The organism is Nonomuraea sp. NPDC050733 (assembly GCF_040654215.1).
Lineage (GTDB): Bacteria > Actinomycetota > Actinomycetes > Streptosporangiales > Streptosporangiaceae > Nonomuraea.
Map to the genome: position 1 here is coordinate 180,363 of NZ_JBFAHO010000001.1, position 24,923 is coordinate 205,285.

26 protein-coding genes, 1 tRNA gene and 1 pseudogene are annotated in these 24,923 nt (G+C 71.4%); 15 read left to right on the forward strand and 13 right to left on the reverse strand.

Annotated features, from left to right (window positions below; translation table 11 throughout):
- Positions 1-22: 22 nt before the first annotated feature.
- Positions 23-284 (forward strand): annotated as a pseudogene (locus tag AB0H64_RS00810) (family 1 glycosylhydrolase); the annotation flags it as partial.
- A gap of 212 nt (positions 285-496) precedes the next feature.
- Here the strand turns inward: AB0H64_RS00810 and AB0H64_RS00815 are convergent.
- Entirely contained in the window at positions 497-1,069 is a 573-nt protein-coding gene (locus AB0H64_RS00815) for a helix-turn-helix transcriptional regulator (protein ID WP_357618369.1), read from the reverse strand.
- Positions 1,070-1,117: 48 nt separating this feature from the next.
- On the opposite strand from AB0H64_RS00815, the gene AB0H64_RS00820 reads away from it, so the two are divergent.
- The 4 genes from AB0H64_RS00820 (at position 1,118) to AB0H64_RS00835 (ending at position 5,131) form a co-directional block, all read left to right on the forward strand.
- Positions 1,118-1,993: a class I SAM-dependent methyltransferase gene (locus AB0H64_RS00820; RefSeq protein WP_357618371.1), complete on the forward strand. Its 876-nt coding sequence runs from the start codon at positions 1,118-1,120 to the stop codon at positions 1,991-1,993.
- Positions 1,994-2,289: 296 nt separating this feature from the next.
- Positions 2,290-3,702 (forward strand): WGR domain-containing protein, encoded by a 1,413-nt coding sequence (locus AB0H64_RS00825; protein ID WP_357618374.1) that lies wholly within the window; start codon positions 2,290-2,292, stop codon positions 3,700-3,702.
- Positions 3,703-3,756: 54 nt separating this feature from the next.
- Positions 3,757-3,831 (forward strand) — tRNA-Gly (locus tag AB0H64_RS00830).
- A 19-nt stretch (positions 3,832-3,850) separates the two neighbouring features.
- A complete protein-coding gene (locus AB0H64_RS00835; RefSeq protein ID WP_357618376.1) occupies positions 3,851-5,131 on the forward strand; it encodes an SDR family oxidoreductase in 1,281 nt (426 codons plus the stop codon).
- 358 nt (positions 5,132-5,489) lie between these two features.
- Here the strand turns inward: AB0H64_RS00835 and AB0H64_RS00840 are convergent, their stop codons facing one another.
- Positions 5,490-5,612, reverse strand: coding sequence for a hypothetical protein (locus AB0H64_RS00840; RefSeq protein ID WP_357618379.1), 123 nt, complete (start codon positions 5,610-5,612; stop codon positions 5,490-5,492).
- A 146-nt stretch (positions 5,613-5,758) separates the two neighbouring features.
- On the reverse strand, positions 5,759-6,292 hold the full coding sequence (locus tag AB0H64_RS00845; RefSeq protein ID WP_357618382.1) for an RICIN domain-containing protein: 534 nt from the start codon (positions 6,290-6,292) through the stop codon (positions 5,759-5,761).
- A gap of 290 nt (positions 6,293-6,582) precedes the next feature.
- On the opposite strand from AB0H64_RS00845, the gene AB0H64_RS00850 reads away from it, so the two are divergent.
- From AB0H64_RS00850 to AB0H64_RS00860, 3 genes are all read left to right on the forward strand, one after another.
- A complete protein-coding gene (locus AB0H64_RS00850; protein ID WP_357618385.1) occupies positions 6,583-6,732 on the forward strand; it encodes a hypothetical protein in 150 nt (49 codons plus the stop codon).
- 137 nt (positions 6,733-6,869) lie between these two features.
- A complete protein-coding gene (locus tag AB0H64_RS00855; RefSeq protein WP_357618387.1) occupies positions 6,870-7,016 on the forward strand; it encodes a hypothetical protein in 147 nt (48 codons plus the stop codon).
- Between the two features lie 78 nt (positions 7,017-7,094).
- On the forward strand, positions 7,095-7,310 hold the full coding sequence (locus AB0H64_RS00860) for a hypothetical protein (protein ID WP_357618390.1): 216 nt from the start codon (positions 7,095-7,097) through the stop codon (positions 7,308-7,310).
- A 228-nt stretch (positions 7,311-7,538) separates the two neighbouring features.
- Here the strand turns inward: AB0H64_RS00860 and AB0H64_RS00865 are convergent, their stop codons facing one another.
- The 5 genes from AB0H64_RS00865 to AB0H64_RS00885 form a co-directional block, all read right to left on the reverse strand.
- Positions 7,539-7,958 (reverse strand): hypothetical protein, encoded by a 420-nt coding sequence (locus AB0H64_RS00865; protein ID WP_357618393.1) that lies wholly within the window; start codon positions 7,956-7,958, stop codon positions 7,539-7,541.
- A 214-nt stretch (positions 7,959-8,172) separates the two neighbouring features.
- Positions 8,173-8,484 (reverse strand): hypothetical protein, encoded by a 312-nt coding sequence (locus AB0H64_RS00870; RefSeq protein ID WP_357618396.1) that lies wholly within the window; start codon positions 8,482-8,484, stop codon positions 8,173-8,175.
- Between the two features lie 1,363 nt (positions 8,485-9,847).
- Entirely contained in the window at positions 9,848-11,056 is a 1,209-nt protein-coding gene (locus tag AB0H64_RS00875; protein ID WP_357618399.1) for an acyl-CoA dehydrogenase family protein, read from the reverse strand.
- A gap of 97 nt (positions 11,057-11,153) precedes the next feature.
- A complete protein-coding gene (locus AB0H64_RS00880) occupies positions 11,154-12,107 on the reverse strand; it encodes a glucosyl-3-phosphoglycerate synthase (RefSeq protein ID WP_357619683.1) in 954 nt (317 codons plus the stop codon).
- Positions 12,108-12,177: 70 nt separating this feature from the next.
- On the reverse strand, positions 12,178-13,617 hold the full coding sequence (locus AB0H64_RS00885; protein WP_357619685.1) for a helix-turn-helix domain-containing protein: 1,440 nt from the start codon (positions 13,615-13,617) through the stop codon (positions 12,178-12,180).
- A gap of 291 nt (positions 13,618-13,908) precedes the next feature.
- Here AB0H64_RS00885 and aceA point away from each other — a divergent pair, with 291 nt between their 5' ends.
- The 3 genes from aceA to AB0H64_RS00900 all read left to right on the forward strand — a co-directional run bounded on the left by aceA (position 13,909) and on the right by AB0H64_RS00900 (position 17,046).
- Positions 13,909-15,195 (forward strand): isocitrate lyase, encoded by a 1,287-nt coding sequence (aceA, locus tag AB0H64_RS00890; RefSeq protein WP_357618402.1) that lies wholly within the window; start codon positions 13,909-13,911, stop codon positions 15,193-15,195.
- 187 nt (positions 15,196-15,382) lie between these two features.
- The gene (locus tag AB0H64_RS00895) at positions 15,383-15,892 is read left to right on the forward strand and encodes a SigE family RNA polymerase sigma factor (protein WP_357618405.1); all 510 of its coding nucleotides are present in this window, start codon (positions 15,383-15,385) and stop codon (positions 15,890-15,892) included.
- Positions 15,889-17,046 (forward strand): hypothetical protein, encoded by a 1,158-nt coding sequence (locus AB0H64_RS00900; protein WP_357618407.1) that lies wholly within the window; start codon positions 15,889-15,891, stop codon positions 17,044-17,046. The genes AB0H64_RS00895 and AB0H64_RS00900 overlap by 4 nt, the downstream gene beginning before the upstream one ends.
- An 18-nt stretch (positions 17,047-17,064) precedes the next feature.
- On the opposite strand, the gene AB0H64_RS00905 is transcribed toward AB0H64_RS00900, so the two are convergent.
- Both AB0H64_RS00905 and AB0H64_RS00910 read right to left on the reverse strand, forming a co-directional pair.
- Complete coding sequence (locus AB0H64_RS00905) at positions 17,065-17,898, reverse strand: siderophore-interacting protein (RefSeq protein ID WP_357618410.1); 834 nt, start codon at positions 17,896-17,898, stop codon at positions 17,065-17,067.
- 80 nt (positions 17,899-17,978) lie between these two features.
- The gene (locus AB0H64_RS00910; protein WP_357618413.1) at positions 17,979-18,953 is read right to left on the reverse strand and encodes an alpha/beta hydrolase fold domain-containing protein; all 975 of its coding nucleotides are present in this window, start codon (positions 18,951-18,953) and stop codon (positions 17,979-17,981) included.
- A gap of 293 nt (positions 18,954-19,246) precedes the next feature.
- On the opposite strand from AB0H64_RS00910, the gene AB0H64_RS00915 reads away from it, so the two are divergent.
- Positions 19,247-19,384 (forward strand): hypothetical protein, encoded by a 138-nt coding sequence (locus tag AB0H64_RS00915; protein WP_357618416.1) that lies wholly within the window; start codon positions 19,247-19,249, stop codon positions 19,382-19,384.
- Here the strand turns inward: AB0H64_RS00915 and AB0H64_RS00920 are convergent.
- From AB0H64_RS00920 to AB0H64_RS00930, 3 genes are all read right to left on the reverse strand, one after another.
- A complete protein-coding gene (locus AB0H64_RS00920) occupies positions 19,370-19,984 on the reverse strand; it encodes an MBL fold metallo-hydrolase (protein ID WP_357618419.1) in 615 nt (204 codons plus the stop codon). The two genes, AB0H64_RS00915 and AB0H64_RS00920, sit on opposite strands and share 15 nt — an antisense overlap.
- Before the next feature lie 172 nt (positions 19,985-20,156).
- Positions 20,157-21,632: an MDR family MFS transporter gene (locus tag AB0H64_RS00925; RefSeq protein WP_357618422.1), complete on the reverse strand. Its 1,476-nt coding sequence runs from the start codon at positions 21,630-21,632 to the stop codon at positions 20,157-20,159.
- A gap of 6 nt (positions 21,633-21,638) precedes the next feature.
- A complete protein-coding gene (locus AB0H64_RS00930; protein WP_357618425.1) occupies positions 21,639-22,220 on the reverse strand; it encodes an NAD(P)H-dependent oxidoreductase in 582 nt (193 codons plus the stop codon).
- A gap of 115 nt (positions 22,221-22,335) precedes the next feature.
- Between AB0H64_RS00930 and AB0H64_RS00935 the strand changes: the two genes are divergently transcribed.
- The 3 genes from AB0H64_RS00935 (at position 22,336) to AB0H64_RS00945 (ending at position 24,922) form a co-directional block, all read left to right on the forward strand.
- Positions 22,336-23,052 (forward strand): TetR/AcrR family transcriptional regulator C-terminal domain-containing protein, encoded by a 717-nt coding sequence (locus AB0H64_RS00935; protein ID WP_357618427.1) that lies wholly within the window; start codon positions 22,336-22,338, stop codon positions 23,050-23,052.
- A 357-nt stretch (positions 23,053-23,409) separates the two neighbouring features.
- Positions 23,410-24,141, forward strand: a complete 732-nt coding sequence (locus tag AB0H64_RS00940) for an ABC-2 family transporter protein (RefSeq protein WP_357618430.1) — start codon at positions 23,410-23,412, stop codon at positions 24,139-24,141.
- Entirely contained in the window at positions 24,134-24,922 is a 789-nt protein-coding gene (locus AB0H64_RS00945; protein WP_357618433.1) for an ABC-2 family transporter protein, read from the forward strand. The genes AB0H64_RS00940 and AB0H64_RS00945 overlap by 8 nt, the downstream gene beginning before the upstream one ends.
- The last annotated feature ends 1 nt before the right edge of the window (position 24,923 follow it).

Sequence of the window (24,923 nt, forward strand, 5' to 3'; positions counted from 1 at the left end):
CGACGACCACCGCCTCGACGGCGACCTCGACCTGATGGCCGAGCTGGCGCTGGAAACCTACCGGTTCTCCACCCCGCCCGGGTGGGCCCGGTCAACCAGAAGGGCCTCGACTTCTACTCGCACCTCGTGGACGGGCATCTCGAACGCGGCCTCCGGCGGGTGGCGACCCTGTACCACTGGGACCACCCGCAGCCGCTGGAGGACGAGGGGGGTGGACCGACCGGGGCACCGCCGAGGCGTTCGCCGACTACGCGCGGGCCGTCGGCGCCGCCCTCGGCGACCGCCACTGCTCTTGGCGCCTGCCACTGGGCGTCCTTGGTGGAGCCGAACCGCCACACCGTGCCGTCCTGGTTGGTGATCTTCCAGTACGGCCGGCCGTCCGCTCCGCCGGCGACCTGCTCGATCTTCCATCCGAGGTCCGGGACAGTCTTCCACGCCCCCGAGCTGCGGTCCTTGACGATCTGTGCCGAACGGCCGCCGGCGCTCAGCACCACTGTCATGAGCCGTGCAGGTGGGCGCGCTGCCCGTCGTGGTCGAAGATGGTGAGGATCTCCACGGGACCGTCGTGGGCGCCGATGGCGTGCGGCACCATGGTCGAGAACTCGGCCGCGTCGCCCGCCGAGACCAGGATGACGCGCTCGCCCAGGTGCAGCCGGGCCGTGCCGGACAGGACCGTGAACCACTCGCGGCCCGGGTGCACCCTCAAGTGGTCGGGCCCGGCCGGCCGGTCCGGGGTGATGCGCATCTTCGCCACGGTCACGCCGTGCAGGGTGCGTTCGCGGGACAGGAGCCAGGTCGTCAGCCCCGGCGAGTCGCAGGGCAGCGGCCGGATCACGACGTCCTCGTCATCGGCGGACTCGACGAGCTGGTCGAGCGTCGTGTCGAGCGCGCGGGCGATCGGCACGAGCTGGTCGAGGGCGATCCTGCGGTGCCCGGTCTCGATGCGGCTCAGGGTGGAGGGGCTGAGGTGACAGCGGGCGGCGAGGGCGTCCAGTGACCAGCCGCGAGCCACGCGCAGCCCCCGGATGCGCTGACGGATCACGCTCTCCAAGGCCACTTCTTGCGTCATGCGCAAGAGTGTATGCCTGAAGCGCATGGACCGCCTAGCGTGAAACGCATGACACACCACTCACCGTCCCACCACCACGATCACTCTCACCCTCATCACGACGACGGGCGTCACGACGACGGGGCCGGGCTGGCGGAGCTGCTGGACCTGGACGCGGAGCTGCTCGGCCCGTACCTGGACGAGGTGACCGAGTGGGTCGCGCGGCACGCTCCGGACGAGCCCCGGACGGTCGCCGACCTCGGCGCCGGGACCGGCACCGGGAGCCTGGCGCTCGCCCGCCGCTTCCCGAAGGCGGACGTGGTCGCGATCGACAGGTCGGCGCCGATGCTCGAACGGGTGCTGGCCAAGGCGCGCGGGCACGAGGCGGCGGACCGGGTACGCGCGGTGCGGGCCGACCTGGACGTCGCGTGGCCCGGGATCGGCCCGGTGGACGTCGCGTGGGCTGCCTCGTCGTTGCACGAGGTCGCCGACCCGGACCGGCTGATCCGCGACGTCTACGCCGCCCTGAACCCCGGCGGCCTGCTGGTGGTCGTCGAGATGGACGACCTGCCGCGTTTCCTGCCCGACGACCTCAGGCTGGGCCGCCCCGGCCTGGAGTCGCGCTGGCACGAGGCCGCGGCGCGGGCCGGCTGGAACTCCCACCCGGGCTGGCGGGCGTCCCTGGAGCGGGCCGGTTTCCAGATCGCCGAGCAGCGGGTCTTCACCGTCGAGGCGGATCCGGCGCTGCCGGGCGCCGGGCGGTACGCGCACGCCTACCTGAGCCGTATCCGCTCCGCCCTCGACGACCTGCTCACCGCCGACGACCTCGGCGTGCTCGACCACCTGCTGGCCGACGACACCCCCGGCTCGCTCCTGCGCCGCCGGGACCTGACCGTCCGCGGCACCCGCACCGCCTGGGCCGCCCGCCGCCCCTCCGGCCGCTGAGGCACGGCCGTACCCTGAGCCGTCGCGTTCCGGCCCGTCGGCGAGTCACGAGGCCCTGTTCACGAGGTTCACAAGGCCCTGTCTCGTCGGCCACGGCCCGAGGAGTGACTCGCCGGCCGCAGTCCCGCGGCGGAGCTGCGGCTGTCCCCCGAGGACGGCCACCTGTCCATCCTCAGCTCCGCCCCGGCGGCCCTGGCGTGGTTACGGGCCCACCGATCAGGACACATCCAGGTTTGTCACCGCGATCCTCTAGTGTCCCGGGCAGTTGATCAAGCCCGACCCTGGAGAGCACGGACATGACGTACCTGGAGCTGTCGGAAGACGACGGCGGATCGCACAAGTTCTACGAGGTGACCGTGTCCGGCACCCAGGTGACGATCACGTACGGGCGCATCGGCGAGGCCGGCCAGACCAAGGTCACGGACTTCCCCACCGAGGCCAAGGCCCAGGCGGCGGCCGCCAAGAAGATCAGCGACAAGACCCGCAAGGGGTACGCGCCGGCCGTGCGCGGCGTGCGCCAGCGCCGGGCGATCACCCGCCGGGCGGTCACCAGCAGCCGCTCCACCGCCCGGCAGGCCCCGGTCCTGTGGCGCTTCGCCAGCGGCGCCGCCGCGTTCGGCATCTTCGTGGACGCGGAGCGCTGCTGGGTCGGCAACCAGCGCGGCGACGCCTACACCGTCACCCACTCCGGCACCGTCACCAACCGGTACCGCCTGCCCGACGGCGTCAAGTGCATCGTCGCCGACGACTTCTGGATCTACGCCGGCTGCGACGACGGCCGCGTGTACGACCTCAGCGGCAAGGTCCCGCGAGCCGCGTACGAGATCGCCGCGGACGTGGACATCTACTGGCTCGACATCCACGACGGCATCCTCGGCGTCTCCGACCGCGCCGGGCGCATCACCACGATCGACTACGAGGACGAGTTCCAATGGGCGCGCACCGGCCGCGGCGACTCCGCCTGGATGGTCAGATGCGACCATGACTCCGTCTACCACGGCCACTCGAACGGCGTCGCCCGCTACGACGCCTCCGACGGCACCCTCGTGTGGGAGAACGCGTCGGCCCGCGGCGTGCTGTTCGGCTGGCAGGAGCAGCGGTCCGTCTACGCCGGCACCGCCGGCCGCGCCGTCCACCGGCTGGCCAAGGACGACGGCAGCACCGAGGCCGTCTACCGGTGCGACGGCTACGTCTACTCCTGCGCCACCTCCCCCGGCGGCCGTCACGTCTTCGCCGGCGACAACCACTCCTCCGTGTACTGCTTCGACGCCTCCGGCGAGCGGCTGTGGAAGCTCGCCACCGGCTGCGGCTCGGCCCTGTCCATGCAGTTCCTCGACGACCGTCTCTACATCGTCACCACCGACGGGACGCTGGCCTGCATCGACGCCAGCGAGGCGGCCATCGCCGCGGCCCGCGAGGGCACGGTCCCGCAGCCCGTGGACGTCAAGGCCGCGGCCACGCTCACCCCGGTCGAGCCGTCGGTCGTGGTGGAGACCACCACGCACGCCGGCGAGGGAGTCGTCGTGGAGTGCACACGCGAGGGCGAGCGGCTGCGGGTGCGGGTCGCCAGCCCCGGCTACGAGAGGTGGAACGTCCAGTTCCCCAAGGAGATCCGCGAGGCGGGCGCCCGCTACCTGGTGGACGGCGTGCGCCCGTCGGGCCGCGGCGGCTTCTACCGCGCCTACGGCGACATCCGCCGCCTCCTGTGACCGTACCGCCGGGCCGGTGCGAGAGGTGATCGACTTCCGGTAGATTGCCCGCGCGGAGCCCATAGCGCAGAGGTCGTCGCGCCTCCATGCCATGGGGGAGGACGCCGGTTCGAATCCGGCCGGGCTCCACCCCTTCGGGAGGAGCGATGTGGACGTCCCCACGCTGTTACGGCAGCTCGGCCGGGCCCGTGACCTCCCGCTCGACGACCCCGACCGGCTCCGGCTCGAACACGCGGCCCGCGCCCTCGTGCGCGACGGCCAGCGCCGCCGCCGCCGTGAGCGCGAGCGGGCCGTCGTCCGGTCCGACGAGGAGGTGCTCGCCGCGACGGCCATGGGCTCGCCCGAACGGGTCGCCGACACCCCGGTACGGGCAGCGGCCACAGCGGCGGCGGACCTGCACCGCTCGCGTGGGTGCTATGTGTGCAAGGCCCGCTACACGCGGGTCGACGGCCTGTACCACCTGCTGTGCCCGGCGTGCGCGGCGACCGGCGCCGCCCGCCGTGCGGCCCGCACCGACCTGACGAGGCGGCGGGCCCTCATCACCGGCGGACGCGTAAAGATCGGCCACGAGCTCGCGCTGAAGATGCTGCGCGACGGCGCCCACGTCACGGTGACCACCCGCTTCCCGAACGACGCCGCCCGCCGCTTCGCCGCCTCCGGCGACTGGGCCGGGCGGCTGCGGATCATCGGGGTCGACCTGCTCGACCCCCGCCAGGTCATCGCGCTGACCGACCGGCTCCTGGAGGCCGGGGAGCCGCTGGACATCCTGGTCAACAACGCCGCCCAGACGATCCGCCGGCCCCCGGCCGCGTACGCCGCGCTGAGCGAGGGCGAGCTGCGCCCGCCGCCCGCCGTCGCTCCCGGCACCGGCTCCCCGGACGGGGCCGAGCCGCTGCCGGCTGCCATACCCGCCGCAGGCCTGCCGGACGTGTCCGGGCTGTTGCCGGACACGTCCCCCGTCAACTCGTGGTCAGTCCGGATCGGCGCGGTCGATCCGGCCGAGCTGCTGGAGGCGCAGCTCGTCAACGCGGTCGCCCCGTTCCTCCTGATCGACCGGCTGCTGCCGCTGCTGGCCCGCTCCCCCGCCGAGCGCCGCTACATCGTCAACGTCTCGGCGGTGGAGGGCCAGTTCGCGGCGCCCGGCAAGACCGGCCGCCACCCGCACACGAACATGGCCAAGGCGGCGCTCAACATGCTGACCCGCACCAGCGCCGCCGACCTGGCACGGGACGGCATCCACCTGTGCAGCGTGGACACCGGCTGGATCACCGACGAGCAGCCCGCGCCGATCCGCGACCGGCTGGACCGGCGTACGCCGCTGGACGTGGTCGACGGCGCGGCCCGCGTCTACGACCCGATCGTCCGCGGCGAGGCCGGCCACCCCATCCACGGCGTCCTGCTGAAGGACTACGAGGTGGCCCCGTGGTGAACCTCGACGCGCTGCTGGCGTGGCTGCGCTCCGGCCGTCCGGTGACGTCCCGCACCGACTTCCCGGTCGGCACGGTGATGCCGGACGGGCGGCTGGACCTGTGCAAGCAGGCCATCGGCCCGCACGGCGTGCGCATCGTTGAAGGAGACGCGGCCGCCCGAGAACGTCCGCCAGGCCGCTGCGAGCGGTCAGCGGTCCCTGGCCGGTGTGCGCGGCAGCGAGGACTCCGGGAACCTTCATGGCATGGATGGCGTCCACGTCTGCCTGCAGTGTTGGTCGGTAGTCATGGCGGCCAGGCTTGCCGCGATCATGGTTTTCTTCATGGCCTCGATGCTGGAGCCCTGACGCAGCGTCAAGGTCAAGCCATTCTGGCGGTCACCAGTTGGGGCGCCCAGTCCATCGCCTGGTCACACGCCAGGTAGAGCTGGACGAACTCGGGGTCGTCGAGGGCGGCGTTCTTGGTGGCCACCTTGCGGAGCAAGTTAGTAGATAAGACCGTCTTAACGTTCCGTCCGGGACGGAACTCCGCACCAACCCGGCGCACCGGCCGACGATCAAGCCCCCGACCTGGGCCCAGGTCGGGGGCTTTTCGCGGTGCGGGGCCCTGCGCCTGGTCACCTCGATGACTCAGGCAGTGCGCTTGGCCCAGAAGTGCACGCCGATCGGCCCGAACAGCGACAGCGATGTTGCCTGGGGAGACTGGCTCTGCCCCAGGTGCCGGAGGTTGGCGACGTTCTTGGTCGGCAGGGTGCCGCCAGGACCTGACACCGCGGTGGGGTGGAACCACTTCTGGCTGTCGGTGTTGTTGCATGCGGCCACGACCACATCCACGGTGTTGTTGGCGGTCAGGCACAGCGGAGCACCCGTCTCCAGGCTGGCCCGCAGCGTGTAGATGAAGGCGGGCTGCCCGCCGCCCGAGGAAACGGTCGCCGTCTGCTCCCACTGGCCGAGCGTGCTGTTGGTGTCGGCCTTCAGGACGACGAAGGAGCCGTTGAAATTCGCCTCCGCGGTCAGCACCAGCTTGGAGGCGTTGCCGCGGTACTCGAGCTCCTTGTACACGGTGGCGGCCTGCGCCGGCGAGGCGAGCGCGACACCGACTCCGGCCACGCACATGGTGGCGGCGAACGCAGCGGCACGTCTCAGTCTTCGTGACTCGAACATCTATCCCACCCTTTGATGAAGCGACCCACCGGATTGTGGGCCGAGAGCAGTACACACGCCGCAGGGTCGGTGGGTCAGCGCACAAATACGCACTGCGCCAGTGAATCCGGCACAGGAGTCAGATGCGCCATGGGGGAGGTTGGCGGCCGGGCCTGCGGCTACAGCCAGTGCGAGCGCCGCATCATCTACACGCCGGTCGGTCACCGAAACCGTGATCATCGCGGAGCAAGTTGTTAGGAATCTCGGAGAAGACGTTCCGTCCGGGACGCAAGGCCGCTGGGATAGACCACATGAACCCCGACGGCGAGAGCACCCTCAGCACCCGCGTCCAGCAGCGCCTGCAGAGCCGCACCTGCGGCTGGTGCGGCAGCCTCATCCTCTACTCCGGGCGCGGCCAGCCGCCGGCCTACTGCAGCAAGGCGCACCGCAACCGCGCCTGAAAAGTGCGCACCGCCGAAGCCCGCCTGCAGCGCGACATCGCCACCGCGCCACTGGTCATCACCGAGACCGTCACCCACACCCAGACACGCGTCCAGACGCGCCTCGACCGGCGGCCGCCCGCGCGTGGATCGAGCAGTTGCAGGAGCTCACCCGCCAGCTCGACGACGACGAGATCGGGCGCCAGCACTGGAACCACGCCAGGCTGTACCGGGCCCTGACCGACGCCATCATCGCGCTCGGACACTCCCACCCCGGAGGCCTCGACCGGCTCCTGGACCGCTGACGCTTACGAGCACCAGGCCGACGCGACCGGCGCAGCAAGATAGGCGCTTTGTGCCCCCCAACTCGGCCGACGCCGGCGGTGAATGCGACTTTTCTCTACGACCATCAAGCCGCGCCCCGCGCGTGCGGCGCGACCCTCTACCTGGGCTGCAACCTCATCACCTCGGCCGGGGCCCGGCGGATCGCCGAGCGCCTGGTGGCCTCGCCGGGCGTCGTACGAGGGCTGTGGCTCAGCGCAACCCGCTGGGACCGGACGGCGGCCGGATCGTGGGCGCCGCCTTGGGCTCCGGCCTGAACACGCTCGACGTCGTGCAGACCGGACTGGACGCCGGTGGGCTGGGCGTCCTGGTGGAGGAGATCCTGGCCACCGGCGGCACGGGCCGGCTTTCGGCGGCAGCTCGTTCAGCAGGGGGCTCGCGCGGGAGCGGTCGAACATGCTGCGCGCCGGACCGCCGCGACGCCCCGCAGCGGGTGAGACGCCCATTCCTGGATCGGCAGCCGAACGGAGAGATCAAGGTCGCGATCATGAGCGGCCCCCGCGCGGACGGGCGAGGAGCGCGGCGGACGCGTAGGTCAGGCCGTACCAGAGCGTCAGGGCCGTGGCCCCGGCCAGGAGCGCGGCGAGGCTCAGCGCGGCCACCGCGGCCAGCAGCACGGTCGCGGGGAGCCTGACGCCGCCGGCCACCATCACGACGGCGAGCGCCCCCACGACCCCGGAGGCCGCCAGCAGATCGAAGAGCAGCCAGGGGTCCAGGAGCCCCGTACGGGCCAGCCCGTGGAGCAGCGCCTCCGGCAGCACCTGCGTCCACAGCGGCCGCAATCCGGTGACGTGGTTGACCACGGGCGCAACGACCACCAGGACCGCGACCAGTACGGGGCGCCGGAAACCCCGCGCCCACGTCACTCCGGACGGACGCGATCCCGCCCGCTTTCTCATCGCCACGATGCCTCCCTGATATCGGCGCACCCTCTTCTTCGCCGATCAGGGCAGAACGTTTGCGTCCCTCAGGACACGGCGGGGCACGCGTCGATCGGGAACCGCTCACCCGACACCGACAGGGGTCCACCCGCGTCCGGGAGCGCCGCCGGTGCCGGCCGCGGCCGGGGTGAGCCGCCGGCCGTACCGCCCTTGGCGGACCGCACGACCGCCGCGGAGGTCAGGACGGCTCGTCCAGGGAGTAGATCCGGTCGCGCAGCAGCCCGGCGGCATCCTCCAGACCGGCGCCGAGATCGAACCAGACCCGGTCACGCCGCCCGCCGGGCCGATCCAGCCCCGCGGCGGCCCAGGAGAACACCCCCTGCAGCACCGAACGCTCCCCTCCGGGCGAGCGGACCGACAGCGCGAACGGCAGCGCCAGCGCGGCGCGTACGACCAGGACCTTGTCCGGGTCGTCCGGGTCGCGCCGCCCACCGGTGAGGAACTCGGGAGTGCCGAGGACCTTGACCCATTCCAGGACCGAGCCGGGCACCTGCTCGCCGAGGATCTCCGCGATCGACGCGCGGACCGCCGCGGCGGGATCGTCGCCGAGCCAGTCCAGCCAGTGGTCCGAACCGGTCAGCGTGCCAGACCACCGACGGCGGATGGCAGATGCCCTTGTGCTCTCCGCGGATCCAGGCGCGGATGATCCCTTCGATCGTGAAGGCCGCCAGCTGAGTGCTGACCCCGGCCCGAACGGGCCCGGACGGGGCCAGCGCGCCGCGGCCGACGCTGTCGCCCAATGCGAGACCCAGCACCAGGCCGCGGACCCGATTGGTCCAGGTGGCGGGCCCTTCGCTCATCGGTCGCCTTCCCGGGACCGGCGAGAGGGCCCCTGTCACCGTCGGCTTGTCTGCACGCCGAGATGATCGTAACGCGAACGTCTCAACGAACGGCCAGGCCGGTGGCCGCGCGGCCGACGTGCCCTCGAAGAGGTCACGGACTGGCTGACCAGCGCTTACCGATGGCTCGCCATAATGATCAAGAGGGCTATGATGCCCAGGATCGAAAGAGTGATTTCCAACGGGCCCATATCTCCCCAAGCGCTGGGCTGCCGGTCCCCGCTCCTGCGCCGCCTGTCCGAATCTGCGTTTGCCCGTCGGACGAATTGAATCTGATCGTCTATTCGGCGACGCGACCTCTCGAAGTGATCGTCGGAAGGCATTGAGTCCCCTCCACTAGATGGAACCAGGTGTATCAACAATGACACTGAACGTCATCACTCGGAGGTGATATTTACGACCATGGGAGCCCGGAAGGCTCCGCGCATGCCCGGCGAATGTCCGGTGAAAGCCCGGTTGCCGCCCTGGTCCGGCCTGATCGCAGGTTCGATGCTGCTTGTGGGCAATCACAACGCATCGAGTGACGGAGTGAACCATGCCTTTCAAGCAAGCGCTGGCGACCATCGCCACCACGGCCACCGTGATGGCCGGGCTCATGGCGGGGTCACCAGCCGCATCGGCGGCACCCCTGGCACAGGCAGCAGTGGCGGCAGGCGACTGCAATGGATACGAGCCGCATGCCTACGCCCCGGGGCGTAACGGCGACGTGATCACGGGCATAGGATCATGCGGCAGCCAGACCATCACCGTAGAAGTCTGGATAGATGTCTCAGGTGGCCTCGACAAGCGCGTTGGCTGCTGCCCCAGAGGAACCAGCCCGGTCACGGCCTACGCGTACTGCAGCCGGTCGGGCCGCGGAAACTACTACACCGTGGCGAGAACGCCCATGGGGACTGTCGAGTCCGCACGACGCCTGCTCTGCTAGCGGCCCCGGGCGGGCGCGTCCACGGCCATCACCACGACCTGGCGCGCAGCATGCCGGTCTTACCGAGGTCGATGCCGCCTGCGAAGTTCTCAGCGCACGGGCAGGCCGGTGACCGCGCGGCCGATGATCAGGCGCTGGATCTCCGACGTGCCCTCGAAGATGGTGTAGATCTTGGCGTCGCGGTGGAAGCGCTCCACCGGGTGCTCGCGCGTGTACCCCGCTCCGCCCAGGATCTGGATGGCCTGTTCCGTCACCCAGACCGCCGTCTCCCCCGCCACGAGCTTCGACATCGAGCCCTCGGCCTGGCCGAAGCGCTTGCCGGTGCGGGCCATCCAGGCGGCGCGCCAGGTGAGCAGGCGGGCCATGTCGACCCGCGTCGCCATCTCCGCCAGCAGGAACGCGATGGCCTGGTTCTCGCCGATCCTGCGGCCGAACTGCTCCCGCTCGCGGGCGTAGTCGCGGGCGTACTCGAAGGCGGCGCGGGCGATGCCGACCGCCATCGCGGCGACCGACGGGCGGGTGGTCTCGAAGGTGCGCATCGCGGCCTGCTCCCCGGCGCGCTCGCCGCCGCGGACCCGGGCCAGCCGGGCGTCGAGCTTCTCCTTGCCGCCGAGCAGGCACGAGCCGGGCACGCGGACGCCGTCCAGCACCACCTCGGCCGTGTGGGAGGCCCGGATGCCGTGCTTCCTGAACTTCTGCCCCATGGACAGCCCCGGCGTGCCCGGCGGGATGACGAAGCTGGCCTGGCCGCGGGTGCCGAGCTCCGGGTCCACGGAGGCGACGACCACGTGGACGTCGGCGATGCCGCCGTTGGTGGCCCACGTCTTGACGCCGTCGAGCACCCAGTCGCCGTTGTCGTACACGGCGCGGGTGCGGATGGCGCCGACATCTGAACCGGCGTCGGGCTCGGAGGCGCAGAAGGCGCCCAGCTTGACGTCGTTCGCCGTGCCGAACATCTGCGGCAGCCACTCGCCCATCTGCTCCGGCGTGCCGTTGGCGGACAGCGCCGCGGCGGCCAGGCCGGTGCCGACGATGGACAGGCCGATGCCGGCGTCGCCCCAGAAGATCTCCTCGAACGCCACGGGCAGCGCCAGGCCGCTCTCCTCGAACCACTGCGTGGCGAAGAAGTCGAGCGAGTACAGCCCGATCTTGGCGGCCTCCTGGAGGATCGGCCAGGGCGTCTCCTCGCGTTCGTCCCACTCGGCGCCCGCCGGGCGGATCACGTCGCGGGCGAACGCGTGCACCCAGTCGCGCACTTCGATGACGTCGTCGCCGAGCTCCAGATCGAACCCGCCCATGCACGCTCCCTGAGAAGGACCCGAGGCCGCGCCGGCCGGGGAACGGGCGCGCACCGGGGCGCACCGGACTCCCTGCCGGGTCTACCGCGGCCATACCTTACCGGCCAGTAGCCCTTCCGGGCCAGGCCGCGCGCACGGTGCTCATCGGCGGGCGCTCGGCGATGGACACGTCCGTGGCGAACGCCTCGTGGCCGGCCTCGCCCCGCCTGAACTGCGTCAGCCGCACCCCGGGCCGCTGGAACGCCTGGATCTTGCCCTGCCGCTCCAGCCGGGACCAGGCGGCCAGCATGATCTGCGCGGCCATCGCCCCGAGCGCCTCGGTGGACTGGTGCGAGTGCTCCCGCACCCCCAGGTCGACCTGGGCCAGCGCGTCCAGCCCGGCCAGCTCCGCCAGGTCCACGAGCAGCCCGAGCTCCACGCCGTAGCCGGTGATGAACGGCACCCGCTCCAGCACGGAGCGCCGGCCCGCGTACTCGCCCGCCAGCGGCTGGACGAACCCGGCCAGCTCCGGCCAGTGCAGGTTGATGAGCGGGCGGGCGACCAGCTCGGTGACGCGCCCGCCGCCCGTCGGCGCCCCGCTGAGCGGCCGGTCGTAGCAGCCCTTGACGTAGACGACGCCGGGGTCGGACAGCAGCGGGCCGAGCAGGCCGGTCACCAGCTCGGGCCGGAAGTTGCGGATGTCGGCGTCCACGAACGCGAGAATGTCGCCCTCCGTGACGGCCAGCGACTTCCACAGCGCCTCGCCCTTGCCGCCGAGCGGTTCGAGGTGGGACAGGATGTCGTCCTGCGCGTGGACGCGGGCGCCGGCGCGGGCCGCGACGGCGGCGGTGTCGTCGGTGGAGCGCGAGTCGATGACCACGACCTCGTCCACCAGGCCCGCCAGCTCGCCGCGGATCACCCGGACGATGTCGCCGACGGTCTCGCGCTCGTCGCGCGCCGGGAGCACCACGCTGATCGTGGTGCCGCCCTTGGCCTCGGCCAGCATGCGCGCCGGCCAGTCCGCCGCCCGTGAGGTGCGGCGGCGCGACCAGGCGCGCACCTCAGGCGGCACACAGTCCTCCCCCGTCCACCCCATGGGCCCAAGCTTAGGGCGTCCCCTCGCACGCCCCGTGACCACCTGGTCAGGTTGTGGCCGCGTGCCGTTCGAGGAAGGTGTAGACGTCGGCCTCGTCCACGCCCGGGAACGAGCCGGGCGGCAGCGCCGCCAGCACGTGTGAGTTGGCACGGGCCGACGGCCAGGCGTACCCCTCCCAGCGCTCGGCCAGGTCGGCGGGCGGGCGGCGGCAGCAGTCGCCGGTGGGGCAGTTGCTGCGGGTACGGTTCGTGGTCTCCCGGCCGCGGAACCAGCGCGACTCGCGGAACGGCACTCCCAGGGTGATCGCGAAGTCCCGCTCGCGCGACGGGTCGACGTGGGCGACGCAGAAGTACGTGCCGGTCGGCGAGTCGGAGTACTGGTAGAAGACGGAGAAGCGGTCCGGCGAGGTGAACACCTGGCGTCCCGACCACTGCAGGCACATCCGCTGCCCCTCGATCGCGCCCTGCTCGTCGGCGGGGAAGACGATGCCGTCGTTCTCGTACGCCTTGTAGATGGTGCCGCCGGCGTCGTTGCGGACGAAGTGACAGACCAGGTCGAGGTGGTGGGTGGCGAGGTTGGTGAAGCGGTGGGCGGCCATCTCGTACGACACGGCGAACACGTCGCGCAGGTCCTCCACCGACAGCGCCCGGTCGGCCTTGGCCTCCTGGAGGTAGACGGCGGCGGCCTTCTCGGGGACGAGCACGGCGGCGGCGAAGTAGTTGGCCTCGGTGCGCTGGCGCAGGAAGTCGGCGAAGTCGCGGGGCTTGCCGTGGCCGAGAGCGAGGTGGCCGAGCGTCTGCAGCAGGATCGTGCGCGGGGTGTGCATGCCGAGCTGCTCGTGCTTGACGTAGATGCGGCGGTTGCGCAGGTCGGTGATGGAGCGCACCGACCGGGGCAGGTCCTGCGCGGTGTGCACGGTGTAGCCGAAGTGCGTGACCAGGCTCTGGATCATGCTCTGCGACAGGGCGCCTGTGCGGTAGCCGACGGCGGCCAGGGCCTCGGCGGCGGCGTTCTCGATCTCGGGGAAGTAGTTGCCCAGCTCCCGCTGGCGGCGCCGCAGCTCGGCGTTGGCGGCCCTGGCCTCCTCGGGCGTGGCGGTGCCGCGCGCCTGCCGTGCGCGCAGCTCGCCGTACAGGCCGAGGATGTGCTCCAGCACGTCGTTGGGGACGCGCGCGGAGACCTTGAGCCGGGGCAGGCCGAGCGCCGTGTAGATGGGGTCGCGCTGGGCCTCCTCCAGGGCGATCTCCAGCTGGGCGCGCCGGTTGGGCGGCTGGCGGCGCAGCAGCTCCTCGATGGGCACGCCGAGCGCGGCGGCCAGCGCCTTGAGCAGGGACAGCTTGGGCTCCCGCTTGCCGTTCTCCAGCAGGGAGAGCTGGCTCGGCGCCCTGCTGACGCGCGCGCCGAGGTCGGACAGGGTCAGCCCACGCTGTTTGCGCAGGTGGCGCAGGCGCTGGCCGAAGGCGATGAGATCCAGCTCCTGCGTCAAAAGCAGCGGTTCTTCCCCTACCAAGGAGGCCATGTCGGCATCTTAGACAGAATTTCGGCCTATTTTCTAGCTTCTTCGCGATCTTCCAGGTACGCCGGCGGAACCAGGCCCGACGCCCTCGATTGGTCTAGTCCAACGGGAAAACTCGCGATTTCTTCTCTACTGAATACCCGCCAGTATTCAACATAAGCAGAAAATCGGTCGTTCTTCTGAGCGATTCGGCCTGTCAATCGGGCGTTTCCGGGGCACACACTCGATACAGGCCCCAGGGGACGACAAAGGAGTGCAAACATGAACGATCGCCTCAAGGGAGCTGCGGAGCAGCTGCGTGAAGAGTGGGAGAACGACCCTCGGTGGGAGGGCGTCGAGCGCACCTACAGCGCCGAGGACGTGATCAGGTTGCGCGGCAGCGTCCAGGAGGAGCACACGCTGGCCCGGCTCGGCGCCGAGCGGCTGTGGCGGCTGCTGCACACCGAGGACTACGTGCACGCGCTCGGCGCGCTGACCGGCAACCAGGCCGTCCAGCAGGTGCGCGCCGGGCTGAAGGCCATCTACCTGTCCGGCTGGCAGGTCGCCGCCGACGCCAACCTGGGCGGCCAGACGTACCCGGACCAGAGCCTGTACCCGGTCAACTCGGTGCCGGCCGTCGTGCGGCGCATCAACAACGCCCTGCTGCGCGCCGACCAGATCAGCTGGTCCGAGGGCGAGCAGCGGGAGTGGCTGGCGCCCATCGTGGCCGACGCCGAGGCCGGCTTCGGCGGCGTGCTGAACGCCTTCGAGCTGATGAAGGGCATGATCGCCGCCGGCGCGGCCGGCGTGCACTGGGAGGACCAGCTCGCCTCCGAGAAGAAGTGCGGCCACCTCGGCGGCAAGGTGCTCATCCCGACCGGCCAGCACATCAAGACGCTCAACGCCGCCCGGCTCGCCGCCGACGTGGCCGGAGTCCCGTCCCTGATCATCGCGCGGACCGACGCCCAGGCCGCGACGCTCCTGACCAGCGACGTGGACCCCCGCGACCAGCGCTTCACCACCGGCGAGCGCACCCCCGAGGGCTTCTACCGGGTGCGCAACGGCGTCCAGGCGTGCATCGCCCGCGGCCTGGCCTACGCGCCGCACTCCGACCTGCTGTGGATGGAGACCGGCACGCCCGACCTCGACGTCGCCCGCGAGTTCGCCGAGGCGATCAAGGCGGAGTACCCGGACCAGATGCTCGCCTACAACTGCTCCCCGTCGTTCAACTGGAAGAAGCACCTCGACGACTCCACGATCGCCAGGTTCCAGAAGGAGCTGGGCCACATGGGGTACAAGTTCCAGTTCATCACGCTGGCGGGCTTCCACTCGCTGAACTACTCGATGTTCGACCTCGCCCAGGGGTACGCCGGCAGCGGCATGACGGCGTACGTGGACCTCCAGGAGGAGGAGTTCGCCGCCGAGGCGCGCGGCTACACCGCCACCCGGCACCAGCGCGAGGTCGGCACCGGCTACTTCGACCTGGTCAGCACCGCGGTCGCGCCCGACTCCTCGACGACCGCCCTCAAGGGCTCCACCGAAGAGGAGCAGTTCGTTGCGGCCCACTGAAATCCCGGCCCACTGACCGTCCAGGGGCCTCACGACTCGCCGGCACCTCCAGGGCATGGGAGGGTTCCCCCGGCGACCCAGGGCCGCGCCGATCTCCCCCCGGATCGGCGCGGCCCTTTTTCGCGTGCAACAGTTTCCGCGCCCGGCGCCTCTGGGAGGTGACCAAGACGACGAAGGGCTGACGCACGTGGACCAAGACCCCCGTTTCGCGGAGTTCGTCGCCGAACGCGGCGACGCGCTGCTGCGCTACGGATACGTGCTCGCCGGGAACCCGCACGACGCCGCCGACCTGGTGCAGGAGGCGCTGGTCAAGCTGCGCGGCGCCTGGGCGCGGGTGCGGCTGAAGGACAACCCGGAGAGTTACGCGCGCACGACGATGGCCAGGCTGCACATCCGCGCCTGGCGGTTACGGCGGCGCGAGCACCTCGCCTGGGACCCGCCCGAACGCGAGCACCACGACGCGCTGCCCGACGGGCACGAGCAGTGGCTGTGGCACGCGCTGGCCGGGCTGCCCCGCCGGCAGCGGGCGGTGGTGGTACTGCGCTACTACGAGCAGCTCACCGACGAGGAGATCGCCGGCGTCCTGGGCGTCTCGCGCGGCACCGTGCGCAGCCAGGCCTCAAGGGCCCTGGACAAGCTCCGCACCGCCGTACCGCAGGAGACCCCCGTCCGCAGCAACCGAGGAGAGGCGCGATGAACGACCTCGAGGAGACCCTGCGCAGAACCCTCGCCGGCGCGGCCGGGCAGGCGCCCCACGCACCCGGCACGCTGGCCGGAACGGTCGAGACCCGCTACCGCAGGCGCCGCAACCGGACCCGGGCGGTGCTGGCCGCGGCGGCGGTCGTGGCGCTGGTGGGCGGGGCGACGTTCGCGCTCAGGAGCGGGACGCCACGAGCTATGCCCGCCACCCCGCCGGCGGCGAAACTTCCGCCCGCCATCGAGAAGGTGTGGCCGCGGGCGTTCCACGACTTGCCGGCCCGGCTGCCGGACGGGCGCGCGTTCCGCCCGTACCAGTTCATCGACGAGCGGACGCTCCTGGTGACGCCGGAGTACGAGAGCAAGCTGCCGGATGCCCTCTACACCTACGACGTCAGGACGCGGGACGCTCGGAAGATCACCGACCTGCCGAAGGAGACGGCGCTGTTCCCTGAGGGTCTCGTTGCGGGTGGTGGCCGGGTGATGTGGTGGACGGTGCCGGGGAACGGCCGGGGGCAGCTCTGGTCGGCTCCCTTGTCGGGCGGCCCCGCCGACCTCGTGGCCAGGCTCCCCATGGACGACGGGGGCGTCGACGCCATGGCCGTGGTCGGCGACCGGATCGTGTTCTCGGTGCAGGACGGCGGGGTGTTCACCGTTCCTTTCCGGGGCGGGACGGTGAAACCCGTCAAGGGCGGTGAGGACAGTCACCTGCTGGCATGGCCGTGGGTCGGCCGGCCCGGCATGGCCAGCTCCGACGGCGAGCCGATGTTCGGCACCATCCGCAACGTGAAGACCGGCGAGACCGACACGGCTTTCACCCGGCCGGCGGACGAGATGGTCCGGTGCGGTCGGGAGATATGCGCCGGCTGGACCGTTCGCGGCGCGTTCACACGGCTGCGTGACGGCTCGCAGGAGCGGCCGGACCCGTGCGCGGAGCGGCCGCAGATGGTGACGCCCGGCCGGTTCTGCGCCGAATTGGTGAGGGGGAGGGGACCGGCGCTGGAGATCATGCACGACAGGAAGACCGGCAGGTCCGCCGTCCTGGGGAATGCGCGCTCGTCCATGCTCGGCTTCGTGCCGAACATAGGGCAGAAACTGATGTTCTACACCGTCCAGGGCCGGATGCGCCTCGTGGACCTCACCAAGATCCCGTGACCGTCGCCGGGGAGGCGGTCAGCCGAGCTCGGCTGCCTCCTCGGCCTCGATCTGCCGGTTCCACTCCTTCTTGACCGCCCGCCACGCCTCGTCGTCCACGCCGGAGCGCCAGTAGCCGGAGATGGACAGCCGCTCCAGCGGCACCCGCCGCTCGACGCGCAGGTGGTGACGCAGCCGCCGGACGAAGCCGGCCTCCCCGTGGACGAACGCGTGCACGTCGCCCTCCGGGAAGTCCAGCCCGCACAGCGCCTCCACCAGCGCCTCGCCGACGGGCCGGCCGTCGCGGTGCAGCCAGGTGACGCGCACGTCGGCCACGGTCTCGATCTTCTGCTCCTCGGCGGGGCCGTCCACTTCGAGCAGCACGTACGCCAGGGCGCCCGCGGGCAGCGCCTCCACCGAGGCGGCGATCGCGGGCAGCGCGCTCTCGTCACCGGCAAGCAGGTGCCAGCCGGCCGCCGGGTCGGGCACGTAGCCGCCGCCCGGGCCCAGCATGAGCAGCTCGTCGCCGGGCACGGCCTTGGCCGCCCACGGGCCGGCCAGGCCCTTGTCGCCGTGGTGGACGAAGTCGATCGTCAGCTCGCGCGCCTCGGCGTCCCAGGAGCGCACGGTGTAGCTGCGCAGCCGGGGCCACAGCTCGCGGGGCATGGTCTCGCGGACGTTCTTGACGCTGAAGGGCTCGGGATAGTCGACGCCCTCGTGCGGGAAGACCAGCTTGACGTAGTGGTCGGTGAGCCCGGACGTGGCGAAGTCGCTCAGGCCGTCACCGCCCACCACGACGCGAATCATGTGCGGGGTGAGCCGCTCGGTGCGCAGGACGACGCCGCGATGGTGGTCCCTGGGCTTGCCGGACATACACCAACCCTTCCGCTCCACTTAGGTAAGGCTAACTTACACCGCCTACCCAAGTGACCCGGTCCTACGCCGGGGAAGGGTCAGGCCGCGGCTCCTTCGTCCCGGGCCGAGGAGCCGCCCACGGCCGCCAGGAACTCCCCCATGTGCCGGAAGGCCAGCCGCGCCTCCGGCACCACGTCCGCCAGGAGCGGGAAGCAGTGCGGCATCCGCCGCCACTCCTCGTACCGCACCGGCACCCCCGCCTGCCGCGCGCGGGCGGCGACGCGGCGGGCCTCGTCGCGCAGCACCTCCGTCGAGCCCGTCAGGATCATCAGCGGGGGCAGCCCGGCGAAGTCGCCCAGCACCGGCGACACCAGCGGGTCGTGCGGGTCCAGGCCGGCGGTCCAGCGGCGGGCGAGCCAGCGCACCCGGCCGGCCGGCAGCATCGGGTCATGCCAGGCGTTGACCCGGCGCGGGAAGTCCGTCAGGTCCGCCCACGGCGACAGGCAGACGGCCGCCCCGGGCATCGGCAGCTCCCGGTCGCGCAGCGCGAGGAGGGTGGCCAGCGTGAGGTGCCCGCCGGCGGAGTCGCCCGCGAGGAGGACGTCCTCCGGGGCGTACCCCCGCTCCAGCAGGCACCGGTACGCGTCGAGCGCGTCCGACAGGGAGTCGGCCAGCCGGTGCACCGGGCCCTGACGGTAGTCGAGGGCGAGCACGGGGCGCCGGGCCACGCGCGACAGACGCCAGGTGATCGGCCGGTGCGTCGCCGGGGAGCCGGAGAAGTAGCCGCCGCCGTGGAAGTACAGCACCACCTTGCCCTCGTCCAGCTCCTCGCCGGCGCGCACCCACTCGCCGCCGCACGCCGAGAACGCGGCCGGGGTGACCGTGACGTGGCCGGGCAGGCGCAGCGGCAGCAGGTTGACCAGCTCGCCCAGGCGGGCGGCGCAGTCCAGGGCCAGGGCGTGCCGCATGAACAGGCTGGACGCCGGCTTGAGCGTGCCGCGCATCAGGCCGATGAACGCGCGCGCCTGCCAGCTGAGGGGATAGTCCGGAGCGACGTCCCTGTCGATGTGCATGATCGGTCCTCCGATGAGTCCCTTTCCCCGCAGAACGCCGATCTACCAACGAGTAAGCAACTCATCCCTTACGCGCGTATTTCGCGGATGCATCGGGACGGGGTCCTGGTCATATCCGGCCGAAGATTCCCGCCAAGCGATAGGGCGCTGGTCAGCGGGGTTCCTCCCTGGTGGTCCAGCCCTGTTCGGTGATGAGCTTGGAAGTTCGCCCGAACGGGTCCGCCCTTCACACTGTGGCCGGGCATCGCGGGTTCCGGACGCAGGCGGAGGCGACCAGGGTCACGGTACGGCTGATGGAGCAGTACACGCCGCTGGCCACTGCCGCCGGCGCGATCACCGGCAGCGCTGGGGCCGCCCCCACCGCCAAGCCGCATGATCAACCCCAGCGAATGGTTCCTCGTGGTTTCCGCATGAGTCTAGAGATCGACTGAATCGCCCACCGGGATGCGGGCGTAGTCGGTCTCCTCCTCAAGCCACGCGTCGAAGTATTCCAGACCGACCTTGCTGAGCTGGATGTCGTGGATCGGGAACGCGCGGGCCGGCCGGACGCCTCGGACGAAGGTGATGGCCTCGCCGATCTTCACCCAGGGGCCGGCCGCCGGGACCAGCAGGGTGTCGACCTCGTCGGTCGGGACGAACAGGGAGTCTCCCGGATGGTAGAGGCCGTTCACGATGAACCCGAGGTTCGCGCAGCCGGGCAGTCCGTCGATGACCTCGGCGTGCACGCCGCCCACGGCCTTCACGGTGAAGCCGGCGGCGGTGAAGGTCTCGCCCGCGGCGACCGCGACCGCTCCCTCGCCGAGCTCGGCGGCCAGCGCCGCATGGGTGTGGACGGTCAGCGCGGGGTTGCCTGCCCGGGCGGCCTTGAGTGCCTCGACGTCGACGTGGTCGGGATGCTCGTGGGAGACGAGCACGGCCGTGGCTCCGAGCAGCGCCGCCTCCGCGTCGGAGAAGGTGCCCGGATCGATCACCAGCACCCGATCGCCGTCCTGAGCGCGCACACAGGCGTGTCCGAAATGCGCCAGTCTCACTGGATCACCCTATCGGCGGCGATGTCAACACGATCACCGCCCGGCGGCCCCGGATCGACTCGTGCTTGCCCGGCGCGCAGCGTCGCGGAGCCAGACCGATCGCGGTGGTGACAGCAGAATTGCATGTCGAGACTCCTTGCCATGGGTCGCGGCGAAGGCCCCGTCATCCGAGTCAACGGGCGGGGGCCGGTGCGCCGGCGTCGGTGTTGTCGGTGCTGCTGGTCCGCAGTGGGGTTTCGCGGATCAGCCAGGCGACGGCGAAGGTGATGGCGGACAGTGCCGCGGCGCCGATGAGGATGACGTGCAGGCCGCCGGTGACGGCCAGCCGGACCGCGTCGGCCGCCTGGGCGGGCAGGGTCGGCAGCAGGGCGGGAGTGAGTTTCGTGGCCAGCCGGTCGGCCGTGGCCGGGCCCAGGTGGGCGGCCAGGTCGTTGCGTACCCGGGCCGCGTACAGGGTGCCGAGCAGGGCGATACCGAGCGAGCCGCCCATGGTGCGCAGCAGCGTGAGCGTGCCGCTGGCGGCGCCCATGTCACGCGGGTCGGCGCTGTTCATGGTGATCAGGGTGGCGCTCTGCATCACCAGGCCCATGCCCGCCCCGATGATGAGGGTCAGGACCGAGACGAGGGCGGCGGAGGTGTCGCCGTCGAGCGGGAACAGCGCCAGCGCGCCTGCGATCATGAGAGCTCCGCCGAGGATGGGATAGCTCCGGTAGTGGCCGTTGGCGCTGATGAGGCGGCCGGTGATCAGCTGGGCGCCGAGCATGCCGAACATCAGCGGGAGCAGCAGCATGCCGCTGGCCGCGGGGGAGGCGCCCTGGACGAGCTGCAGGTACTGCGGCAGGTAGTTGGCGACGGTGAGCATCACCGCGCCGACCAGGAAGCTGAGGATCTGGGCGAGGGTGAAGTTCCGGTCGGCGAACAGCCGGGGCGGGATGATCGGCTCGGCCGTGCGGCGTTCAACGGCCACGAACGCGGTCAGGGCGAGCACGCCGATCACGCCGAGAGCCCAGGAGGTGCCGCCCGCCAGCAGGGTCAGGGCCACGATGGCGGCGGTCAGCAGGGCCGCTCCGGCGTAGTCGATGCGCGGCCGGTCGCGTGGGGCGGGCGGCAGGTGGACGCGTCCGGCGATGAGCAGCAGGGCCAGAGCGCCGATCGGCAGGTTGACGTAGAAGGTCCAGCGCCAGCTGAGGTGGTCGGTGAGCAGCCCGCCCAGCAGGGGCCCGCCGACGTAGGCGATAGGCATGATGGCGCCGATCATCGACTGCAGCCGCCCGCTGTCGCGGGGCGGAACCAGGACTCCGATGATGGCCAGCGCGCCGACCATGAGCCCGCCCGCGCCGAGCCCCTGTACGGCGCGGAAGGCGATGAGCTGGGGCATGGTCTGGGCCAGGCCGCAGAGCGCGGATCCGGCCAGGAAGAGCGAGATGGAGCTGATGAAGGTGGCCTTGCGGCCGAGCAGGTCGCCGAGCTTGCCCCAGATCGGGGTGGTGGACGCGGCGGCGAGCATGTACGCGGCGACCACGCCCGGCAGCTGGTCCAGGCCGCCGAGGTCGCCGGCGATCGTGGGCAGCGCGGTGCCCACGATCAGGCCGTCGAGCATGGCCAGGAACATGCCGGTCAGTAGCCCGAAGGCTCCCAGGCGCGTCATGGAGCCTCAGACGGCGTACGGGCGGGCGGCCCTGGCCTCGCGCAGCGCGTGCGCCCACCAGGAGAGCCGGTCCAGCATGACCTTGGCGGCGGCGTCGGCGGCCGGGTCGAGGGCCTTGCCGTCTCCGTCGAACTGCGCCCAGGGATGCTGCAGGCCGACACTGTCGCGGAGGGTGACGGCGTGCAGTTCGGCCAGTACGAGCCGCAGTTGCTCGACCGCGCGCAGCCCGGCGGAGAAGGCGCCGTAGGAGACGAACGCGACGGGCTTGGCCTGCCATTCGGTGCCATGCCAGTCGATGGCGTTCTTCAGCGCGGCCGGGAAGCTGTGGTTGTACTCGGGCGTCACGATGACGAAGGCGTCGGCCGCCGCCATGCGCGGCGAGACGGCCGCCAGCAGCTCTCTTGCCTCCTGGGAGGAGGGCGGCTGCCCGAGCACCGGCAGGACGGTCGGCAGCGGGGTCTCGGCCAGGTCGATCAGGTCGACGTTCATGTCGTCGCGCTGGTGCAGGTGGTCCATGACCCAGTGCGCCACGGCGGGGCCGAAGCGCCCCTCGCGAGTGCTGCCGAGAATGACGGCGATCTTGAGCATTGACACTCCTTGAATGTGTACACGGTACATTTCGCGAGACAACGTACACATCAATGTGTACGTTGTCTACAACTGATACGTTGTATCGAAGTGCGGAGGAGAGAGGACCGGCGGCATGACCACCGACAAGAGCACATCGCTATGGGAGCGGCTGGAGCGGCCCTCGCCGGCTCCCCGCCAAGTCCTGTCGCCACAGCGCATCGCCACGGCCGCCGTCGCGATCGCCGACGCCGAAGGCCTGGAGGCCATCACCATGCGCCGCCTGGCCACCGAGCTGGGCGTCGCCCCCATGGCGCCCTACCGCCACGTGTCCGGCAAGGACGACCTGCTGGAACTCATGGTCGACCATGTCTACGCCGACCTGCGCCTACCCGGCGGCCTCGGCTGGCGGGAGAGCCTGCGCGCGCTCGCCGTACGCACGCGCGAGCTGATGCTGGACCACCGATGGCTGGCCCAGCTACCGCCACAGGCCAAGCTCGCCCTCACGCCCAACGTGATGGCCGTGGCCGAAAGGGCCCTGGCGGCGCTCGACGGCCTCGGCCTGGACGCCGACACGATGATGAGCGTCTTCCGCGGCGTGGACGCCTATGTGCACGGCGCCATGAGCTATGAGAGCGCCGTCAGCGCCTTCATGGGCGAGCAGAGCCTGTCCAGCGGCGACGAGCTACGCAACGAGCTCGCCCCGCTCATGACCTGGCACATGCGGACCGGCCGCTATCCCACCTACGAGCACTACCTGCGCACCGCCACGCGCAAGGACGACACCCGATGGCAGTTCGACCTCGGCCTCGACTGCCTCCTCGACGGCATCGCCACCCGCCTGAACATCTGAGGAAGCCCGCATCGGCATGGACGGGCAGCAGATCGCGATCACTCCCGGGCCCCCAGACGCCGGGGCTGCTCCACTTCAGACCAGCCCCGATGCTTAGCGGAAATCTTGGCCCGGATACGACCAGGACCCCGGGACAGCTCGCCGGGCTCTCCAGACACGGCGGCAACCCCCGCGGGCCCGGCGGTAAATCCGTTGCCGCCCCGGCGGCGCCCGGACCATAATCCAGGGCTCCCATCAGCCGGCCCGTGCGCGGGTCCGGGCACGGCCTGCCACCGTGCCATCACCCTCCGGAGGTGCGTCACCTTCCCCCTCTACGCCCGGCTCGTCCGGTACGGATTCCGCAAGCACGCCACGTACGTGGGGGCGGCCCTGGCCGGGGCCTTCACCAACAGCGTGTTCGGCGTGCTGCGCGCCTACATCCTCATCGCGCTCTGGCAGGCCCGACCCGGCCTGGCCGGCTACGACGTGAGCACCGCCGTCACGTTCTGCTTCGTCACCCAGGCGTTCATCGGGCCGATGCAGCTCCTGGGCGGCGGCCTGACGCTGCCCGAACGCATCCGCAGCGGCGACATCGCGCTCGACCTCGTCCGCCCGGCCCCGCTCCAGCTCTGGACGCTGGCCGAGGACCTCGGCCGGGCCGCGCAGCAGCTCCTCGTACGCGGCGTCGCGCCGATGCTCGCGGGCGCCGTCCTGTTCGGCATCACCGTTCCGGCGGGCCCCGCGCAGTGGGCGGGCTTCCTCGCCTGCCTCACGGCGGGGGTGGTCGTCAGCTTCGCCTGGCGCTACCTGGTCGCCCTGTCGGTCTGCTGGCTGGCCGACGACCGGGGCGTCATGGTCTGCTCGATGCTGCTGTCCACGCTGCTCAGCGGCATGATGGTGCCGCTCACACTGTTCCCCGGCACACTCGGGGAGGTGGTGCGGGCCCTGCCGTGGGCAGCCATGGCCCAGGCGCCCGCCGACGTCTACCTCGGCACGGCCCCGGCCGGCCCCACCCTCGCCTTCCAGGCGGTGTGGGCCGCCGCGCTCCTCGGGCTCGGCGCCCTGGCCACCCGCGCCGTCCGCCACCGGGTGGTGATCCAGGGTGGTTAGGACGTACGCGCTGCTGGCGTGGACGTGGACCCGCGCCGCCATGGCCTACCGCGCCTCGTTCGTCCTCATGGTCGTGCTCGGCGTGGCCGTCACCGCCACCGACGTGGCGGTCATCATCGTCATCTTCTCCCACACCACCGCGCTGGCCGGCTTCACCCGCGACGAGGCCCTCTTCCTGTACGGCAGCGCCGGCCTGTCGTTCGCCCTGTGCGACATGTTCGTCAGCAACGTGGACCGGGTCAGCCAGCACATCAGGGCGGGCACGCTCGACACGATGCTGGTGCGGCCGGTGGGCGCGTGGATCCAGCTCGTCACCGACCGCTTCGCCCCCACCCGCGCCGGGCGGGTGATGCAGGCGGCCGCCGTGCTCGGCTACGCGCTGTCCGTCCTCGACGTGGACGCCCGGAGACTGTGGATGGTCCCCGTCATGGTCGTCACCGGCGTCGTCATCTTCGCCGCGATCTGGACGCTCGGCGGCGCGGCCCAGTTCTTCCTCACCGACGCCCCCGAGGTGACCAACGCCTTCACCTACGGCGGCGGTCAGCTCACCCAGTACCCGCTCAGCGTGTACGGGCGCGACCTGGCACGCGGGGTGACGTACGTGCTGCCGCTGGCGTTCGTCAACTGGCAGCCCGCCCTGTACGTGCTGGACCGTGACGACCCGTTCGGCACGCCCGGCTTCGTCCGGTTCCTCGGCCCGGTCGCCGCCGCCGTCCTCGTCCTGCCGGCCTGGCTGGCCTGGCGGCAGGGCCTCAGGCACTACCGATCCACGGGGAGTTGAC

What these genes read in the sequence shown, in the direction of transcription:
- AB0H64_RS00910 (WP_357618413.1), bottom strand. Translation starts at nt 18,953, where the DNA reads ATGCACATCGACAGGGACGTCGCTCCGGACTATCCCCTCAGCTGGCAG.
- AB0H64_RS00915 (WP_357618416.1), top strand. Translation starts at nt 19,247, where the DNA reads ATGGAGCAGTACACGCCGCTGGCCACTGCCGCCGGCGCGATCACCGGC.
- AB0H64_RS00820 (WP_357618371.1), top strand. Translation starts at nt 1,118, where the DNA reads ATGACACACCACTCACCGTCCCACCACCACGATCACTCTCACCCTCAT.
- AB0H64_RS00825 (WP_357618374.1), top strand. Translation starts at nt 2,290, where the DNA reads ATGACGTACCTGGAGCTGTCGGAAGACGACGGCGGATCGCACAAGTTC.
- AB0H64_RS00815 (WP_357618369.1), bottom strand. Translation starts at nt 1,069, where the DNA reads ATGACGCAAGAAGTGGCCTTGGAGAGCGTGATCCGTCAGCGCATCCGG.
- AB0H64_RS00900 (WP_357618407.1), top strand. Translation starts at nt 15,889, where the DNA reads ATGAACGACCTCGAGGAGACCCTGCGCAGAACCCTCGCCGGCGCGGCC.
- AB0H64_RS00905 (WP_357618410.1), bottom strand. Translation starts at nt 17,898, where the DNA reads ATGTCCGGCAAGCCCAGGGACCACCATCGCGGCGTCGTCCTGCGCACC.
- AB0H64_RS00845 (WP_357618382.1), bottom strand. Translation starts at nt 6,292, where the DNA reads ATGTTCGAGTCACGAAGACTGAGACGTGCCGCTGCGTTCGCCGCCACC.
- AB0H64_RS00930 (WP_357618425.1), bottom strand. Translation starts at nt 22,220, where the DNA reads ATGCTCAAGATCGCCGTCATTCTCGGCAGCACTCGCGAGGGGCGCTTC.
- aceA (WP_357618402.1), top strand. Translation starts at nt 13,909, where the DNA reads ATGAACGATCGCCTCAAGGGAGCTGCGGAGCAGCTGCGTGAAGAGTGG.
- AB0H64_RS00925 (WP_357618422.1), bottom strand. Translation starts at nt 21,632, where the DNA reads ATGACGCGCCTGGGAGCCTTCGGGCTACTGACCGGCATGTTCCTGGCC.
- AB0H64_RS00935 (WP_357618427.1), top strand. Translation starts at nt 22,336, where the DNA reads ATGACCACCGACAAGAGCACATCGCTATGGGAGCGGCTGGAGCGGCCC.
- AB0H64_RS00850 (WP_357618385.1), top strand. Translation starts at nt 6,583, where the DNA reads ATGAACCCCGACGGCGAGAGCACCCTCAGCACCCGCGTCCAGCAGCGC.
- AB0H64_RS00875 (WP_357618399.1), bottom strand. Translation starts at nt 11,056, where the DNA reads ATGGGCGGGTTCGATCTGGAGCTCGGCGACGACGTCATCGAAGTGCGC.